13 protein-coding genes are annotated in these 15,877 nt (G+C 40.5%); 5 read left to right on the top strand and 8 right to left on the bottom strand.

Annotation, left to right across the window (positions count from 1 at the left end; translation table 11 throughout):
• Window positions 1–784 precede the first annotated feature (784 nt).
• The 5 genes from J3U68_RS02405 to J3U68_RS02425 all read left to right on the top strand — a co-directional run bounded on the left by J3U68_RS02405 (window position 785) and on the right by J3U68_RS02425 (window position 4,591).
• Window positions 785–1,063 carry a hypothetical protein gene (locus J3U68_RS02405; protein WP_267374212.1) on the top strand — a complete coding sequence of 93 codons (279 nt, stop codon included), beginning with the start codon at window positions 785–787 and terminating at the stop codon, window positions 1,061–1,063.
• 107 nt (window positions 1,064–1,170) lie between these two features.
• Window positions 1,171–1,431, top strand: a complete 261-nt coding sequence (locus tag J3U68_RS02410) for a hypothetical protein (RefSeq protein WP_267374215.1) — start codon at window positions 1,171–1,173, stop codon at window positions 1,429–1,431.
• A gap of 107 nt (window positions 1,432–1,538) precedes the next feature.
• Window positions 1,539–2,411, top strand: coding sequence for a hypothetical protein (locus J3U68_RS02415; RefSeq protein ID WP_267374218.1), 873 nt, complete (start codon window positions 1,539–1,541; stop codon window positions 2,409–2,411).
• Between the two features lie 11 nt (window positions 2,412–2,422).
• Window positions 2,423–2,758, top strand: coding sequence for a DUF4280 domain-containing protein (locus J3U68_RS02420; protein WP_267374220.1), 336 nt, complete (start codon window positions 2,423–2,425; stop codon window positions 2,756–2,758).
• Between the two features lie 1,413 nt (window positions 2,759–4,171).
• Complete coding sequence (locus J3U68_RS02425; protein ID WP_267374223.1) at window positions 4,172–4,591, top strand: GFA family protein; 420 nt, start codon at window positions 4,172–4,174, stop codon at window positions 4,589–4,591.
• A gap of 900 nt (window positions 4,592–5,491) precedes the next feature.
• Here the strand turns inward: J3U68_RS02425 and J3U68_RS02430 are convergent.
• The 8 genes from J3U68_RS02430 to J3U68_RS02465 all read right to left on the bottom strand — a co-directional run bounded on the left by J3U68_RS02430 (window position 5,492) and on the right by J3U68_RS02465 (window position 15,330).
• Entirely contained in the window at window positions 5,492–5,860 is a 369-nt protein-coding gene (locus J3U68_RS02430; RefSeq protein ID WP_267374226.1) for a hypothetical protein, read from the bottom strand.
• A complete protein-coding gene (locus J3U68_RS02435) occupies window positions 5,824–6,132 on the bottom strand; it encodes a hypothetical protein (protein WP_267374229.1) in 309 nt (102 codons plus the stop codon). The genes J3U68_RS02430 and J3U68_RS02435 overlap by 37 nt, the downstream gene beginning before the upstream one ends.
• 60 nt (window positions 6,133–6,192) lie before the next feature.
• Complete coding sequence (locus J3U68_RS02440) at window positions 6,193–8,457, bottom strand: TonB-dependent siderophore receptor (RefSeq protein ID WP_323811418.1); 2,265 nt, start codon at window positions 8,455–8,457, stop codon at window positions 6,193–6,195.
• 103 nt (window positions 8,458–8,560) lie between these two features.
• Complete coding sequence (locus J3U68_RS02445) at window positions 8,561–9,547, bottom strand: siderophore ABC transporter substrate-binding protein (RefSeq protein WP_267374232.1); 987 nt, start codon at window positions 9,545–9,547, stop codon at window positions 8,561–8,563.
• Window positions 9,544–10,320 carry an ABC transporter ATP-binding protein gene (locus J3U68_RS02450; protein WP_267374235.1) on the bottom strand — a complete coding sequence of 259 codons (777 nt, stop codon included), beginning with the start codon at window positions 10,318–10,320 and terminating at the stop codon, window positions 9,544–9,546. The genes J3U68_RS02445 and J3U68_RS02450 overlap by 4 nt, the downstream gene beginning before the upstream one ends.
• Window positions 10,317–11,261, bottom strand: a complete 945-nt coding sequence (locus J3U68_RS02455; RefSeq protein WP_323811419.1) for an iron chelate uptake ABC transporter family permease subunit — start codon at window positions 11,259–11,261, stop codon at window positions 10,317–10,319. Before J3U68_RS02455 ends, J3U68_RS02450 begins: the two co-directional genes overlap by 4 nt.
• Window positions 11,261–12,202, bottom strand: coding sequence for an ABC transporter permease (locus tag J3U68_RS02460; protein WP_267374237.1), 942 nt, complete (start codon window positions 12,200–12,202; stop codon window positions 11,261–11,263). The genes J3U68_RS02455 and J3U68_RS02460 overlap by 1 nt, the downstream gene beginning before the upstream one ends.
• Window positions 12,203–14,688: 2,486 nt before the next feature.
• Window positions 14,689–15,330, bottom strand: a complete 642-nt coding sequence (locus J3U68_RS02465) for a hypothetical protein (protein ID WP_267374240.1) — start codon at window positions 15,328–15,330, stop codon at window positions 14,689–14,691.
• Window positions 15,331–15,877: the final 547 nt, after the last annotated feature.

Genomic DNA, 15,877 nt, shown 5'->3' on the forward strand with positions numbered 1-15,877 from the left:
CAAAGATCATTCGGCTCAAACAGCATTAGTCTAAATCGTCGTCATTTCCACTCTCACCCCGGGTAGCTATAATATTAAAAGACGCAGCTGCCGAGCTGAATGCGTTGTAGTTCCCTCTCTCACCCCGGGTAGCTATAATAGACCTCGCTGTAAGCCTTGTACTACGGGGCTTACAGCGTTATTTACGTGCAAAAAAATGGATTTTTTCAGTGAAAATTGAGCTATTTTTTTCATTTTTCTCAAAAAATGCCTCAAAATGGCAGTAGCGTGTCAGTAGGGTGAATATGGCAAAATGCTGTTCAATTATAACAGTTTATGCGGATATTTACTGTTTTTTATGTTCTGCTGCTTAAGTGGGGTAGATAAGATCGGTTTTGCTTGATCGGGCTTTTTTGTGATCAGGCAATTTGCTCTGTGTGGCCATTTTGCCTATTTCGACCAATAAAAATGAAAAGACACAGAAAAAATGACGCTAAATCCTTTTGTGCTTATATACAATCAGCTAGTTGATAAACTTTTTTTTAATTGTTACTAGCTGGGATTTTGCCCGAGAAATCAAAGATCATTCGGCTCAAACAGCATTTATCTAAATTGTTGTCATTTCCACTCTAACCCCGAATAGCTATAATTTATACCCTGTTCCAGTTTTAACTCTTTTGAAAGGAGAATCCGCCTTATTTAATTTGAAAATAGAAATAGAAGAAGAGCCAAAAAACTTACCTTTGAATTTAAAGATAAAAAAGGATCAGATTATTTCACTCTTAATCTGAAAGAAATTGGAGATATGAGAAAAGGAAAATATGAAATAGCAAATTATTTTGAAATTACTTGTAAAAAAGAAAGTGATACAAAACAAATCCTGTATGTAAAAGCAGACGGAGAAATATGCGGGGCATTAAGTATACACCCGAATATTCCTGCATATCAAAAGAAAATTAAGGTAGTATTTGTGAAAGTAACTACTGATATAAATGGAGTGCCAGTAGAAGGAAGTAGTATAGATGGAGAAAAAGAGTTTTTATACAAAATTTTAAACAGGCTTTGGTTATTTCTGATATTGTAGAAGATAAATTAGACTGTAGAGGAGATGAATTAAAAAATAAGTTTTGTACTTATGAAAAATTATAAAATGGTACTAAAGGATATATAATAACCAAAGGCACGGATAATATGGGATTTGAATTAAAAACGTATTTAGAAAATAAATTAATAGAACAGTTTAATAATAAATACGATTCTTACTATCGTTTGTATTTTATAAGTGAAGAATCAATCTGGAACGGATTTTCTAATTTTAATTCCCAATTTGGAGTTTATTTTAAAGGCCATGAGCAAGGCACGCTTCCCCATGAAGCCATGCATGCCCTGAATCTTCCTCATACCTTTGATGGTATACATTTTTCAGATAAATATACTTATGAAGCCTGTTAAAACAAACAATTTGTTAGATTACAGTCACAAGGTAGGCATTAAAAGACATTGTACGTATTTATGGCAATGGAATATACTTAATCCTAAAATACAAATACGCTAAAAAAATGAAGAAAATATTATTTTTATTTGCTCTAGGGATGTTTATCACTTGCCAAGGGCAGGAACAACAGAAAACGACTTTTAACCAATTAGTAACCCCAAAAAAAGACACCACCCTGATAGAAAAATTTGATTTTGATATTTATGAAAAAACCCATAAAGGATCTGATAAATATATTTTATCCAATGGTAATACAATATTCTCTATGGTTTTTTTTAAAGATAAAATAGGCTTTCAAAGAGAAAGGCTTCCAGCTCCATCTTTTCTAACCATATACAAAGAATTTTATCCTAATGGCTTTTTAAAAAAGAAAGAAACTTATATAGGGGGGAATGTGAAAGTAGGAATTTCCCGCTATTACGATGAACAAGGGAATCTTATTAAAGAAACAGATGAAGACCAAAAATTTGGAAAAATCAAACCCCAACAAGTATTGGAATTTTTACAGGAAAAAGGGTATATTAATCTGAAAACCGGAAAAGGACGTTTAGATAAAGATGGTCAACCTGTTTTTGAGTTAGGTTTTTATGAAGAAAACGGAAAAAAAATATGGACAATAGGTATAATAAAAGGAAAATTGAACGATGAAACAAAAAACTTTCCAAAGTTTGGAGAACCTCCGGCTTATTTACCTAAAATTTATGTAATAGATGGAGATACGGGAGAGGTAACAATAGAGGGAGAAGAGAGTAAAGACACCATCTCGGTGTATAAAACATATAAAGGCAAAGAATATTCCCAAAAAGAATGGGAAGAATTAGAAGAAAAATTATATGAAGAATATGCACGTAAGAATAATATTTCATCAGCTAAAAATGATAAAAAAGACCCAAACGATCCAAATGGATTTACTTCCCGATTTTTATTAGATGATTAAATTGAAACAAAATGCCACAAAAAGTAAATGAGAAAGCAGTATTACAATGCGATAAGGGAACTATTGAAACACAATTAACGGTAACAAGTCAAAATTTTTTCTATATTGAAAATAAGGCGATAGCCACAGATCGAGATAAAGAACCCAATATCAATATACATCCCTTAGGTTTGTGCAAATTAAAACCTTTTTCCGGAGGATATCGTCCTTGCATGCCGGCACCACTTTTATGGAAGCAAACTGCGGAAAAAGATGAACTAAACGGCCATAAAATTTTATTGGATACTTCTTTTTGTCCTTGCGCAACAGGAAGCACTATTAAAGTTGTTGATAAAGGGCAGTTGTAGTTCCCTCTCTCACCCCGGGTTGCTATAATAGACCTCGCTGTAAGCCTTGTACTACGGGGCTTACAGCGTTATTTGCGCGAAAAAAAATGGATTTTTTCAGTGAAAATTGGGCTATTTTTTTCATTTTTTTCAAAAAATGCCTCAAAATGGCAGTAGCGTGTCAGTAGGGTAAATATAGCAAAATGCTGTTCAATTATAACAGTTTATGCGAATATTTACTGTTTTTATGGTCTGCTGCTTAAGTGGGGTAGATAAGATCGGTTTTGCTTGATCGGGCTTTTTTGTGATCAGGCGGTTTGCTCTGTGTGGCCATTTTGCCTCTCGACCAATAAAAATGAATAAACACAGCAAAAAAACGGCGCTAACTCCATTTATGATTATGTGCAATCAGCTGGTAGATAAGTTCCTTTGTATCATCAATGCTAGGTAGACAGTAAAGCCATTATGATGGCAGTAAGCTAAAGTTGCAGAAAATTACGACCTAGCCAAAATATCGATAACAAAAATAGTAATGTTATTAATGAAAATGGTAAAAGGCAAACCGCTTTGCATTGTATTCCTTAATCTAAAAATATAACAATAGCTAGATTGCTTTAGAAAATGGGGGGGATGTTAATACACAAGATGCAAAGGGAAATACGCCATTATGGACAACAATATAGAGTTCATCGGGGAATTATGATAATGTTATATTATAATATTGAGAATTTCACGCCAATAAGAATAAATTATGCAAAATTAATATACTAGAATCTGGCCAATATTTAGCAATAATAAAATAACTGCAGCGGATGGATTGGTTAAATTCCTATTAAAGAAAAACTTTGCAGAATATGTTAATTTATTAATTACGCTTTAGTGGTGTGAATCTACCGAAAAGGTTCAAATAGATGATGGAGAAATATGAGTGTTACCCCGATGCAGTCCGCGCTGTAGGTTTTGTTGATGCTATCGATTAGGTTGTTGATTGAGTATCACAAAATGTTGACGCTATGCATTTATACACTATGAGTCATAGCGATTGAGTCAGAAAAATTAGTGCAGCGTATTAATGTTACTGGCTGTACCGACATTTGAATCGTTATTATACAGTATGATTGAGAATAGTTTTTTGCAAAATTGGGTGTGGCAGCGGGATTTGAACCAACCACCGTCATGCTATAAGCCGACTAGCCACTAAGCTGCTCCATCCCGCATCAAAGAGCTGGCTAAATAATAGAAATAAGTCCATAAAGCAAACCTTTTAGGTTTAACTAAGCTATATATAAATATGATTAAGTAACTAGAGGCTATCTCTTTGCATAAATAACCATGTAATCTAAATTTTTTTCACTCCAGCAGTTATATTTTTAATTTATCGGCTTTTTTTTTTGTTAAAATATTTAAATAATTCATTCATTAATAGGTTTACTTATGTCTAGGCAATATCATGGATCATGTTTATGTGGAAAGGTTAAATTAACGGTACCTTTTACAGATACCCAATTTAGTGCTTGTCATTGTCATACTTGTCGTCAATGGGGTGCGGGACCATTTATGTCATTAATGTATGATGGGCAAATCGTGGTTGAAGGACAAGAAAACGTCGGCGTTTATCATTCATCTCAATGGGCAGAAAGAGCATTTTGTCAGGCATGTGGTACTCACCTTTATTATCATCTGAAGGGAACACAACACTATTATCTTTCTACTTGGATTTTTGAAGATATTAACGATCTACAATTTACTTCAGAAGTATTTATTGACAAAAAACCGACTTGTTATGCCTTTGCTAATCCTACGCATAAATTGACCGAGGCGGATATATTAGCCATGGCTGCGGCTAATAAATAGTACAAAAAGTAAATTTTTAACTTAATTATCGATCAGCAATAATTAGCCAATAACACGCATTTTTATGGTGTGGTTTTATTGGTTAATTTGACGATAAACTTATTTTTAAAAAGTGATGTTAATACATGAAACAGTTGTAGTTCCTTCTCTCACCCCGGGTAGCTATAATAGATAGGCATAAGACTCCAAAAATAATTGTGTTGTAGTTCCCTCTCTTACCCCGGGTAGCTATAATTTTGACAGAATAACAACCATGCCATCACACGTTGTAGTTCCCTCTCTCACTGGGTAGCTATAATAAACGTATTTTGTGAGGTCTACGATCCCGGGTTGTAGTTCCCTCTCTCACCCCGGGTAGCTATAATGGCGGCTGAGGAGAGCGCGGCGACGGCGGTGTTGTAGTTCCCTCTCTCACCCCGGGTAGCTATAATAGACTCCGCTGTAAGCCTTGTGGTACGGGGCTTACAGCGTAATTTATGCGCAAAAAAATGGATTTTTTCAGAGAAAATTGAGCTATTTTTGTCATTTTTTTCAAAAAATGCCTCAAAATGGCAGTAGCGTGTCAGTAGGGTGGATATGGCAAAATGCTTTTCAATTATAACAGTTTATGCGGATATTTTCTGTTTTTATGTTCTGCTGCTTAAGTGGGGCAGGTGAGATCGGTTTTGCTTGATCGGGCTTTTTTTGTGATCAGGCGGTTTTCTGTGTGTGGCTATTTTGTCTATTTTGCCCGATAAAAATGAACAGACACAAAAAAACGGTGCTCAATCCATTGGCGCTTATTTACAATCAGCTGGTTGATAAGCTGTTTTTGCAATAATGACTAGCTGGGATTTTGCGCGAGAAATCAAAGATCATTCGGCTCAAAGAGCATTAGTCTAAATCGTTGTCATTTTCACTCTATGCACAGGCAACGATAATAGACTTCTCTGTCTGCGTTGAAGTAGGGGGACAGTTAGAGTAAATCCGTACTGTGGCCTCTAGCCGTTCGATTACCCGTTCTGCCAGCCTCGCCAATAGGGAATGTTTTAAGATCGGACTAGAATGCATTACGCTATAGACAGGCCATATGTCCCAACGCTGAGGGCACAGAAGCGGCGTACAATCAGCCCAAATCGGGGATAGCGGTACTATAGCATCAGTTTGACCGCTATTGGCACTATCGATAATTGGCTGTCTGACCACAGCATCGCCAGCGCGCTTGCTATTCTGAGCGTATAAGGAGGTCAAATTCAGACGATGGTATTTAGCTGACCAAAGCGATAACATAAGCTATCGCTACGCAGTGCTTTCAGCATAAAAGTATCCACAGCGATTACGAGTTTGATTATCTGGTTCACAAAAACTATACCGCTGTTTGTTGCGCTGGTAGCAAGGGCTGGATTTTTATTCAGTATGCTGAAATGGCCCAGCAGGGCGTTGGGTTGCTGGATTTGGGTGTGGGTGTTTCGGCAATGGGGATGATGGTCAACGGTTGCTAGACTGAAAGCATGTTCTGCATCGCGACTATTTAGCTTTTTTAGAGCTCTGCTTTTTGGCAATGAAATGCCTAAGTCAAAAAAAATCGCTTTTGAGCGATTTTTTTGGTAGCGGGCAGTAAATCAGAAGTCGTAGGAGCCGGATAGATAGAATGTGCGCGGAGCCCCCAGCGACAGATTAGACAAGCGCGGCATGCCCCAATAAGCTTTATTGGTGAGATTCTTCACTTCAGCGCGCAGTGTAAACGGATGACCGGATACTTTGGCGTTATAGCGGGCTCCCAGATTAAATAGGGTATGACCGCCCACTGATAAGGTGTTTTCCTGATTCAGATATTGCTTGGAGACTGCGGTGGCATTGGCTGACAGGGTCACGATGCCGGCAGCGGCGTGGATATCCCATTCGGCACCCAGCTTGCCCTGAAATTTAGCCACACCGGTGGCGATGTTGCCTTCGTTGTCATGTTTGGCCAGTTTGGTCAGCTCCGGCTTGATGTAGCTGGCGCCACCCATCAAACGGACATTTTCAATCGGCGAGGCAATGAAGCTCCACTCAATCCCGCGGTTACGCTGCTGGCCGCCAGAAGTAAACATATTGGTGACCACATCGGTATAGCTGCTGGGTTTTTTGATGCTGAACAGGCTGATTGTTTGTGACAGCTTGTCGTAATCAAATTTAATCCCCAGCTCAGCCTGCTTGGTTTTATATGGCGCAAATACTTTTGGGTAGTTGTCCGCGGTAATCGGCGCCGAATCACCTTTTGTCAGCCCCTGAATATAATTACCATACAGTGATATATGCTCAGTGGCTTTAAACAGCAGTGCCGTACCCGGTGTTAACGAATGTTTTTTATAATGGGTCATCCGTGTTTTATAGCCGGGCGTGAACATATCGCTTTTTACTTCCTGATAACGCAGACCCAGTGTCAGTTGCAGTCTTTCATCTAAAAACGACATGATATCCGCTGCACCATAGCTGGCGAGCTGTAAGGTACTGACAGAAATCGGTGTTTTGTTAAACGGCACGGTTTTGCCCCATGTGGGATGATACATATTGGTTATCCAGTCCGCACCGGCTACTCTTCGCACCCCATAATCATGTTCATCATGTTTGTAATACGTGGTATTTATTACCCACTGATGCGCCACTGGGCCGGTATTGAATTGACCCTTTAACCCCACGTCGGCAGACTTTTTATCCACATCGAAAGCCAGCTGACCGATCATTGTATTGATGGTGCCTTGGTTATCCAGTAGTACGGACGAGGTGGCGCCATTGTATTCATAGTTGGTTTTACTGCGCCCAACCGCTGCATAAGCGGTGAGGTTATCATTAAAGTCATATTCAGCCCGTATCATTGCACCGCGGTCTTTATTGCTGACATAAGACCAGTCGGGGTTGACCAGGGTTTTCGGGTTTGGTGGTGCAGGGATCTCTTTCATCTTGCCTAGATTTATCCCTCTGACTACGCCATCTACACGGTCATTTGCCATATACACATCAGCTGAAATTCTGGCTCGGTGACCACGCCAATCCATGCCCAGTGAACCCAGCTGCGTTTTCAGATCCTGTTTTCTCACCGGTCCGGAGCCATCCTGATACACCCCGTTGACACGGATACCAAACTGTTTGTTTTGCCCGAAACGACGGCTGGCATCAATAGTGCCACCCCATTGCGAATTAGACATATAGGTTGGCGATAGTCGCAGTAGTGGTTCATCTCCGGCGCGTTTGGATACCAGATTAACCGTACCCGCCACCGAACCGGCCGGCGGCATCCCATTGAGCAGCGCGGAAGGTCCTTTCAACACCTCAATTCGTGAAAACATGGCCGGCGCTGTGCGATAGTAAGGGGCAATACCGAATAATCCGTTCATGGACATATCATTGGTATCTGACTGAAAACCGCGGATGTAGTAATTCTCACTCCAACCGCCAATCGCCCCATTGGTAAACACCGAGGGGTCGGTAGCTGCGATCACGTCGGTAATATTGTGTGCCTGACTATCTTGCACGAATTTATCGGTATAGCTCACGGTATTAAACGGTGTTTCCAACGCTGTTTTATTGCCGAGAAAACCGACACGACTGTTTTTAGACATATGTCCGCCGGGGTAAGTGGAGCTCTGTTCTGCCTCAACCACCACATCGGCCAGATTGGCAACGCCAGCTGGCTGTGCACTGGTGGCAGCGGTTTTTTTGACCGCTGCTTCAGCCTTATCTGCCACCGGTTGGGCATACAAAGCTGGCGTATAAATTAGCATGGCACTGGCGACACTCAGCAGCAGTGCTTTTGGCGCGAAGGCAGCAGCGTGTAAGCTACAGCTAGCGTATTTTTGTGGCGCAGACAAACTATTTTGCCCGCTGTGATGCGTGTGTTTACCCATCAGTTTCTCCTGAAAAGTTCAGTCTACAAAGTTGTTTAAAATTATTGGTAGTAGTAGATTCCTGTAGCCTGATTCGGGGTAGGCTGTGTAAAGAGTATCGATATTATTGATAAGCCTTGATCACATCCTGCATCAGCAGACGCATCGATGTAGGGCTAGCGCCAGTGGTATACCAGGCATCGGCATCCACAAAAATCACCCGCTTATTCTTCCAGGCTTTGGTGGCGCGCAATAACGGATTGGTTACCTGAGCTTCCGTAATCACTGGCTGATGTTCCATCACTGAAGTGCGATCGATGATATACAGAATGTCTGGGTCAGCCCGTTTGATAAACTCACTGGAAATCGGCTGTCCATGCAGGGTGGTGCTGGTGTCATTGCTGGCCGGTTTTACCCCCAGATCACTGAAGATAAAGCCGTAGCGAGAGTCCACCCCGTAATGACTGAACGAGCCGTTGTTATACATGACCACCAGTGCTTTTTCCGGCCGCCCCTTGGTTACGGCGCGTACTTGGTTCACCTCCGCATCCAACTCAGCCACTTTAGTGCGCGCCAGCTCTTCACGGTTAAAAATCTTTCCCAGTGTCAGCAAATGGTTTTTAATCGTGTCCAGATGACCGTGTACACTGTTCTTGAAATTAATTTCATAGTACAGCGTTGGTGCAATCTCACTTAGTTCCTGATAATGGTCTTGCTGGATCGGTGTCATCAGTATTAGGTCTGGTTTCAGCGTATGGATGCGCTCCATATTCGGCTGCACAATACCGCCCAAATCCGCAATGTTGTCAGAATTATTTTGGTATTTCTGCAGAAAATGCGGAATAAAATCCTTCGGCATGCCGGCAATCGGCACATTGAGTTGATCCAAAAAATCTACTTCATTCATATCCAGTGCCGCTACCCGCTGCGGCACATAATTAATTGTGGTGGTACCAAGCTGGTGTTTGATAACCAGTGGCTGGGCACGCTTCTGCTCAGGATTAGCCGGTGCCGGTGCTGCCTGCTTATCGCAACCACCTAGCGCCAGCAAAGACGTCACCGCCATTAGCCCCAGCACATTAAGCACACCTTTTCTGAGTTTTCCGTTCATATTTCTCCCCTTGACGAATGAAAATACTGACACACGTAACCATGCTGACTCTGACTGATTGCAAATTCCAGCTCATACAACCCGCTTAAACGCTCTTCTGTCATCACCTCGTGTGTTGTGCCGCTGAAATAAACCTGTCCCTGCTTTAAAGCCACCATATAATCAGAATAATTGGCGGTAAAATTAATATCATGCACCACCATAATCACCGTTTTTTGCTGCTCCTCACACAGGCGCCGCACCGCTGCCATAATCTGCACCGCATGCTTCATATCCAGATTGTTTAGTGGCTCATCCAGCAGCAGAATCGGCGTTTCCTGCGCAATCGTCATCGCCAGAAAAGCCATTTGGCGCTGCCCGCCACTTAATTCATCGATATACACATCGCGCAGCGCATTCAACCCTAAAAAATCAATCGCCTCATCCATCACCTTATGGTCGCGGTTAGACAGCACCCCATGCCCGTATGGAAAACGGCCAAAAGACACCAGCTCCTTTACTGTTAAGCGCAAACCGAAATAGGTCGACTGGCGCAGCGTCGCCACCAGACGGGCATAATCCGCAATCCGCATGGTGGCGATATCCTGTTTGTCCAGCAGAATCGAGCCCGAAGTAGGGGAAAGTAATCGGGCTAGAATCATCAACAGTGTGGATTTACCCGCACCATTCGGCCCGATCAGCGCCGTCACCTGATGTAGCGGTAGTTGCAGATTTATATCTGTTAGCACCGGCTGATGACCATAAGTTTTACCAATATGCCGTATATCAATCATGCCATTCCCCGATGACGCACAATCAGCAGCAGGAAATACACCCCGCAAATCAGATTGATCAAAATACTGACTGTCGTTTTATAATTAAATACATGCTCCACCAGAATCTGCGCCACCAGAAACACCGCCACCGCCACCGCACTGGCAAACCATAAAATACGCTTATGCTGAAAATGGCCGGCAAAGGCATACGCCATATTGGCAATAAATACCCCCATAAATGCTGTGGGTCCCACCAAACTCGTGGATATCGCCACCAGCACGGCAATCAGACCAAAGCCCCAGCGTACTAACCGTGCATAATCTACACCCAGCGACACAGCCTGCTCCTCACCCAGTGCCATCACATCCAGCGTGGACAGATACGGATAACCCAACCAGATTACAGCCACCATTGCCACTGCGGCATAAGCCAGCGTCTGCATTTGCGCATGATTGAACGACGCGTAATTAATACCCTGAAACACCGAAAATTCTCCTGGGCTGATTTTCAGCTGAATAAACTGCGTTAGCGTGGTCATCACCATTGTCAGCACCAACCCAAACAACAGTAATAGCCATAGATTCTGCCGTGCGCGTGGCAATAGAAAATGGTGAATCAGCCAGGAATACAACAGCATCAACCCCATTGAAGCAAAGAAATTGCCATTGAGTCCCAGCAGCCCCAATCCACTTTGTCCGAAAAAAAACACCAGCAGCACCTGCCAAAACAGATACACCGATTCATAGCCCATCACTGCTGGGGTGAGAACGCGGTTGGTCACCAACGTCTGAAACACCACCGATGACACCGCTATACACACACCTGCCAGCAGAATTGTCCCCAATCGCAACAGGCGTTTGCGCAGGACATAATCAACATCAAAGCCAGAGTCATACAGCATAAAAAAAACTGCCAGCGCAACGATGCAGCCACACAGTACCCAAAAGCGACGGTTCATCAGCGTAGCCCCCGCACAATCAACAGCAAAAACACAATGCCGCCTACGGCGCCGCCGGTCAGCCCAATTGGTACCTCAAACGGATAAATCAACAGGCGGCCGCAGATATCGCACAGTAGCAGCAGGCAGGCACTGCCGAGTGCCACCAATGGCAGCGTTTTGCCCAAATGTTCACCATATTTCAGTGCCACCAGATTCGGAATCACCAGTCCAATAAACGGAATCGACCCCACCGTAATCACCGTGGCCGCCACCGTTATCGACACCAGCAGCAACCCCAGCGCCACTGTACGCCGGTAGCCCACACCCAGACTGGCGGCCATTTCCGGCCCCATGCCCACCACCGTAAAGCGGTGCGCACACACATAGCTCAGTACTAGCACCGGAATCAACACATACAACAGCTCATAATGCCCCTGTACCACGCGGGCAAAATCACCCAGTAACCAACCTTGCACATTTTGGAGAAGATTATATTGATAAGCATAGAATTCAGCGGCCGCACTGAGCACACAGCCATACATCAGCCCGATCACCGGAACCAGCACAATCTGCTGAACACGGATTCTGCTAAGCATGAAAATATAAATCGCACCGGCCACAAAGCAGAACAGCAACGCTACCAGCATTTTGCTCAACACACCGGCCGAGGGCAGCAGCACCAGCGATAGCAAAATCCCCAGCTTGGCTGCATCCAGCCCACCAGCCGTTTCCGGCTCCACGAATTTATTGCGCACTATCTGTTGCAGAATCACCCCGGCAACAGACAGCCCCATACCCGTCAAAATAATGGCGATCAGCCGTGGTAAACGGCTGGCGCGTAGCGTTAGCCAGTCATCCTCGGCACCGGCCACTAAGCCCGACCACGACACAGCATCCGCGCCCACCAGCAAACACACAATGCTCAAACCGATCAACACCGCTGTCAGCGCACGATACATCAGCCCAAAGCCTTATCCGCGCGATAACTGCACCTTGCCATCGACATGGCATTGAAACTAATAAACAACACAAGCCAGCAGAATAACTTCTGTGCCTGCTGCAGCTGATACCGCCCGCGCATTGATTCTCCTCCTTAGGTGTACTGAACCCTATCTCATCACCGCACACTGCTCATCACTGGTGGCGCAAAGAGATAAGTAATATTGAATATTGTTAATATAAATGAGAATCAATTGTATTATATTATTAGATCATATGTAAATCATTATTAATATAAAAGAAAAAAATAGTTGAAACAGTAAACCCTAGAAATTAAAAACTTATATAAGTTAATAATAGTTAATTAAACTGTGTTTTATTTTGCACATCCATCAGCAATAACATTCACCTACTCAGCATAATCCAGGCTTGATAACTTCAACAATATGACTAATCCTCACACAGGCCCAGCAACCGCATCCTCAGCTAAAAATACATCAGGATCAGCATCATCAGAAATTAACGTTACCCGAGGTGAGAAACAAGCTATTTTTAAGCATGACAACCTGTTTGCATTTGTCTTCATGAAAGAAACATGATGTGCCAATATCATCGCCCTCAAAGCCAATCGGCAAAATCATCTCTTAACAGGCAGTTGTCATCGTTGCAACATGATAAATGAGCGCAATGCAGCCAGTTTTATCAAACCCAGAATAAAATAGCGTTGCGTTTTAATGCAAAATGAGCCAGATAATCCTTTATTGCACCAACATCACCGCTACAGCAAGCAGAATTCGGGCAACAAATCGCCAGTAAAAAATCTATTTCACATATCTTCAAGATGTCACTAAAGTAAATGATGTTATTTGCATAGTTATATTTATTTGGAGCTGTGCAAAAAAACCACTTAGACCTAAATATTTCCCCTGCAAAAAAGTTACAACCAGCACAACGGATCGGAGCAAAATAGCTAAACCTGCAGGCGACAGAAAAGCAGAAATGATCAGCGTAACAGGTTATAATATAAGCTACATATTCAATATTCTGACTACTGACACGCTACTGCCATTTTGAGGCATTTTTTGAAAAAAATGAAAAAAATAGCCCAATTTTCTCAGAAAAAATCCATTTTTTTACGCGTAAATTTCGCTGTAAGCCCCGTACCACAAGGCTTACAGCGAGGTCTATTATAGCTACCCGGGGTGAGAGAGGGAACTACAACAGGTATAGAATTGCGGGTGATGGCGTTGCTATTATAGCTACCCGGGGTGAGAGAGGGAACTACAACCGAACAATCATGGCTTACCGTTGACCTATGAAATGCTGATTATAGCTACCCGGGGTGGAAGAAAATTGCTTAAATTCTACTTAGTAAATTTTCTGATAGTATTAAGTAAGATACTGTTCTTATAGAGTTAACTCAGTTTCTTTTATATTTTTATGGTTTTTTTTATAAGCACATTGGCGTTGTTAAAACTGGTTTGATCTAGAAATGTATTTTCTACTTCCAGTCATTTAACGCTTTTTTTATCATAGAAAGGATCAGTATTTTCTAAAATGCGGTTTTCTCTATTATCTAGATGAAAAAATATTGTCATGATATTCATGTTTTTGAAATTTGAATTGGTCAATTTATATCCATAATTAATCATTCATGATCTTTATCTATTCGAATATGGGTAAATGTTTTTATTTCATCCGCAGCAGATTGTAAGTAAGTTAATCTTGCCGTATTACCTATAGTGAGATCTATATGCTTAGTCTCTGCTATTTTGCTGAGATTGTTTAATCTATTATCTATTTAAACAATAAGTTGTATCTTAGCTATAGTGCCTTGTTTTCAGATAAAATATGATAAATTATATCATTGTCATCAAAATAATTTGTTTAAAAGGAATCGTATTAACTGGACTATTGAATTGTTGAGATTTTAAACCACACGAAAATACAAATAGAAATAATAAAAATATCATTTTTAATTTTTGCATTGTGCGTTTTTTATTAGTTTTAATATATCAATCTATTTTTCAATTTCTGATGGATTTTTGTCTTTAGTAGATTGATAAAATTTCCCCTTTTCTCTAATTTTTGATTAATTAAACGTCCCTCAACATAATTGCCTAGCTTTGATTCTTTTTTGTATCTGAATATAAAAACCCTTTTTCTTCAAATTCAAAATCTTTTTTTATTCATTATCAAAAGAAACTATGGGAGAAAAGTGTCCATTCCCAAGTGAATCAATGGATTTCTTGGCTGATTTTTTAGTAGATGCTGTTAGTATAATAGAGTTATGTCATGGCATATTATTAATTTTTTATTTTATTAATTACTTAAAAATCTAGAGAGCGACTAGGAGGTATTTTTTTATCCTCTTCTTTTATTTTTAGGGTAATGTTATTATTTATAGCATAATGTTCCTATTGTTTTGTTCGAAATTTTCCAACTTTTCAAGTGTGTCATATTTGACTGGATATGTTTATAAAGAATTTTATAAAATGTTTTAACTTTATTTTTGTGTTTTGGGATTTTCACTTACTATTTTATAAAATGATCTATCAGGATTATGAAAATCAAAGAAATAACTCTTATATTTTTCTTGCTCTTCCTTATCGGTAATATTTTCTTTTTTAAAAAACTGATGGAGCGGAATTACCGAAGGAGTTTGTAATCCCCATCCATTTTTGATATGAGTTTCTGTTCCTACATAAAAGAGATAAATTTGACCCTGCTCATCCTTTTTAACATACAAATGATTGATATAATCGTTTGCATGTTGCATAAGATTTTCAGTCTCAAACATTGTTACTAAAGAGTCCTTGTAGGATAAATAAAAAATATATGAATCTGCATATCGTTCTTGTACTTTGTACCTTTTACCTTCATACAAAGCAGTAACTAGCTTAGCTTCATCATCTCTATCATACTGTTTTCTAATAAATTTTATATTAATTTTAATATCTTTTAACAGAGCTTCATCTCCATATATTTTAAATTCGGGATCCATTATTTTTAAGCTAATTACAGTGAATACGAAGACTAATAAGCTTAATACGATAGCTAATAAAATAACAAATTTTTGAAAGGTTTTTTTCTCGTTGATCATTGAAAAAACCTTGATGCATGGTCTTAATCTATTTGCCATTTTCATAAAAATTCATTGGATTTTCTGGAGAAGATTTTGATTTTAATACTATTGGTATTAATTAATCAACGATTTATAAATACTTACTCCAGTCACCATAGTACACTCGAGTCTATTGATTTAATACCTAAGCCCTCATTAGAAGCCACCATTTAGCTTTGACTGCGGCTAATAAGACTCGATGTTTATTATCATCAAGAATAGAACGTTCAATAGTGTTCACTCTATAATCAGCATAAAATGATGGGACAGCAAAAGTTTTAGAATAAAAAGGACTAAAATTCTATGTTGGGTATGCCGATTTACATGGTCTAATCGTTTTGGTAGTGCAGATGATTTAACTTACATGAGTAGGCAATCAGCCTTAGAGATTGAACTACAACAGGCTTAATTATTCCGCCCATTGTGGCCAGATTATCACTACCCGGAATGAGAGAGAAAACGACAATCACCCAATAAGCTCTGTGATTAGAGCAGTTTTTCGCAAAAATGCAGATAAACGATCGGGTTTAAGCAGATTAAAAATAACTGTATCTAACCATTTGACATCAAT

It is taken from the genome of Snodgrassella sp. B3882 (genome assembly GCF_026535915.1).
In the GTDB taxonomy this organism is placed as follows: Bacteria; Pseudomonadota; Gammaproteobacteria; order Burkholderiales; family Neisseriaceae; genus Snodgrassella.

Excerpts from the sequence above, each read along its gene's own strand:
- J3U68_RS02405 (WP_267374212.1), top strand. The coding sequence starts at position 785 with ATGAGAAAAGGAAAATATGAAATAGCAAATTATTTTGAAATTACTTGT.
- J3U68_RS02410 (WP_267374215.1), top strand. The coding sequence starts at position 1,171 with ATGGGATTTGAATTAAAAACGTATTTAGAAAATAAATTAATAGAACAG.
- J3U68_RS02415 (WP_267374218.1), top strand. The coding sequence starts at position 1,539 with ATGAAGAAAATATTATTTTTATTTGCTCTAGGGATGTTTATCACTTGC.
- J3U68_RS02420 (WP_267374220.1), top strand. The coding sequence starts at position 2,423 with ATGCCACAAAAAGTAAATGAGAAAGCAGTATTACAATGCGATAAGGGA.
- J3U68_RS02425 (WP_267374223.1), top strand. The coding sequence starts at position 4,172 with ATGTCTAGGCAATATCATGGATCATGTTTATGTGGAAAGGTTAAATTA.
- J3U68_RS02430 (WP_267374226.1), bottom strand. The coding sequence starts at position 5,860 with ATGTTATCGCTTTGGTCAGCTAAATACCATCGTCTGAATTTGACCTCC.
- J3U68_RS02440 (WP_323811418.1), bottom strand. The coding sequence starts at position 8,457 with ATGGGTAAACACACGCATCACAGCGGGCAAAATAGTTTGTCTGCGCCA.
- J3U68_RS02445 (WP_267374232.1), bottom strand. The coding sequence starts at position 9,547 with ATGAACGGAAAACTCAGAAAAGGTGTGCTTAATGTGCTGGGGCTAATG.
- J3U68_RS02450 (WP_267374235.1), bottom strand. The coding sequence starts at position 10,320 with ATGATTGATATACGGCATATTGGTAAAACTTATGGTCATCAGCCGGTG.
- J3U68_RS02455 (WP_323811419.1), bottom strand. The coding sequence starts at position 11,261 with ATGAACCGTCGCTTTTGGGTACTGTGTGGCTGCATCGTTGCGCTGGCA.
- J3U68_RS02460 (WP_267374237.1), bottom strand. The coding sequence starts at position 12,202 with ATGTATCGTGCGCTGACAGCGGTGTTGATCGGTTTGAGCATTGTGTGT.
- J3U68_RS02465 (WP_267374240.1), bottom strand. The coding sequence starts at position 15,330 with ATGAAAATGGCAAATAGATTAAGACCATGCATCAAGGTTTTTTCAATG.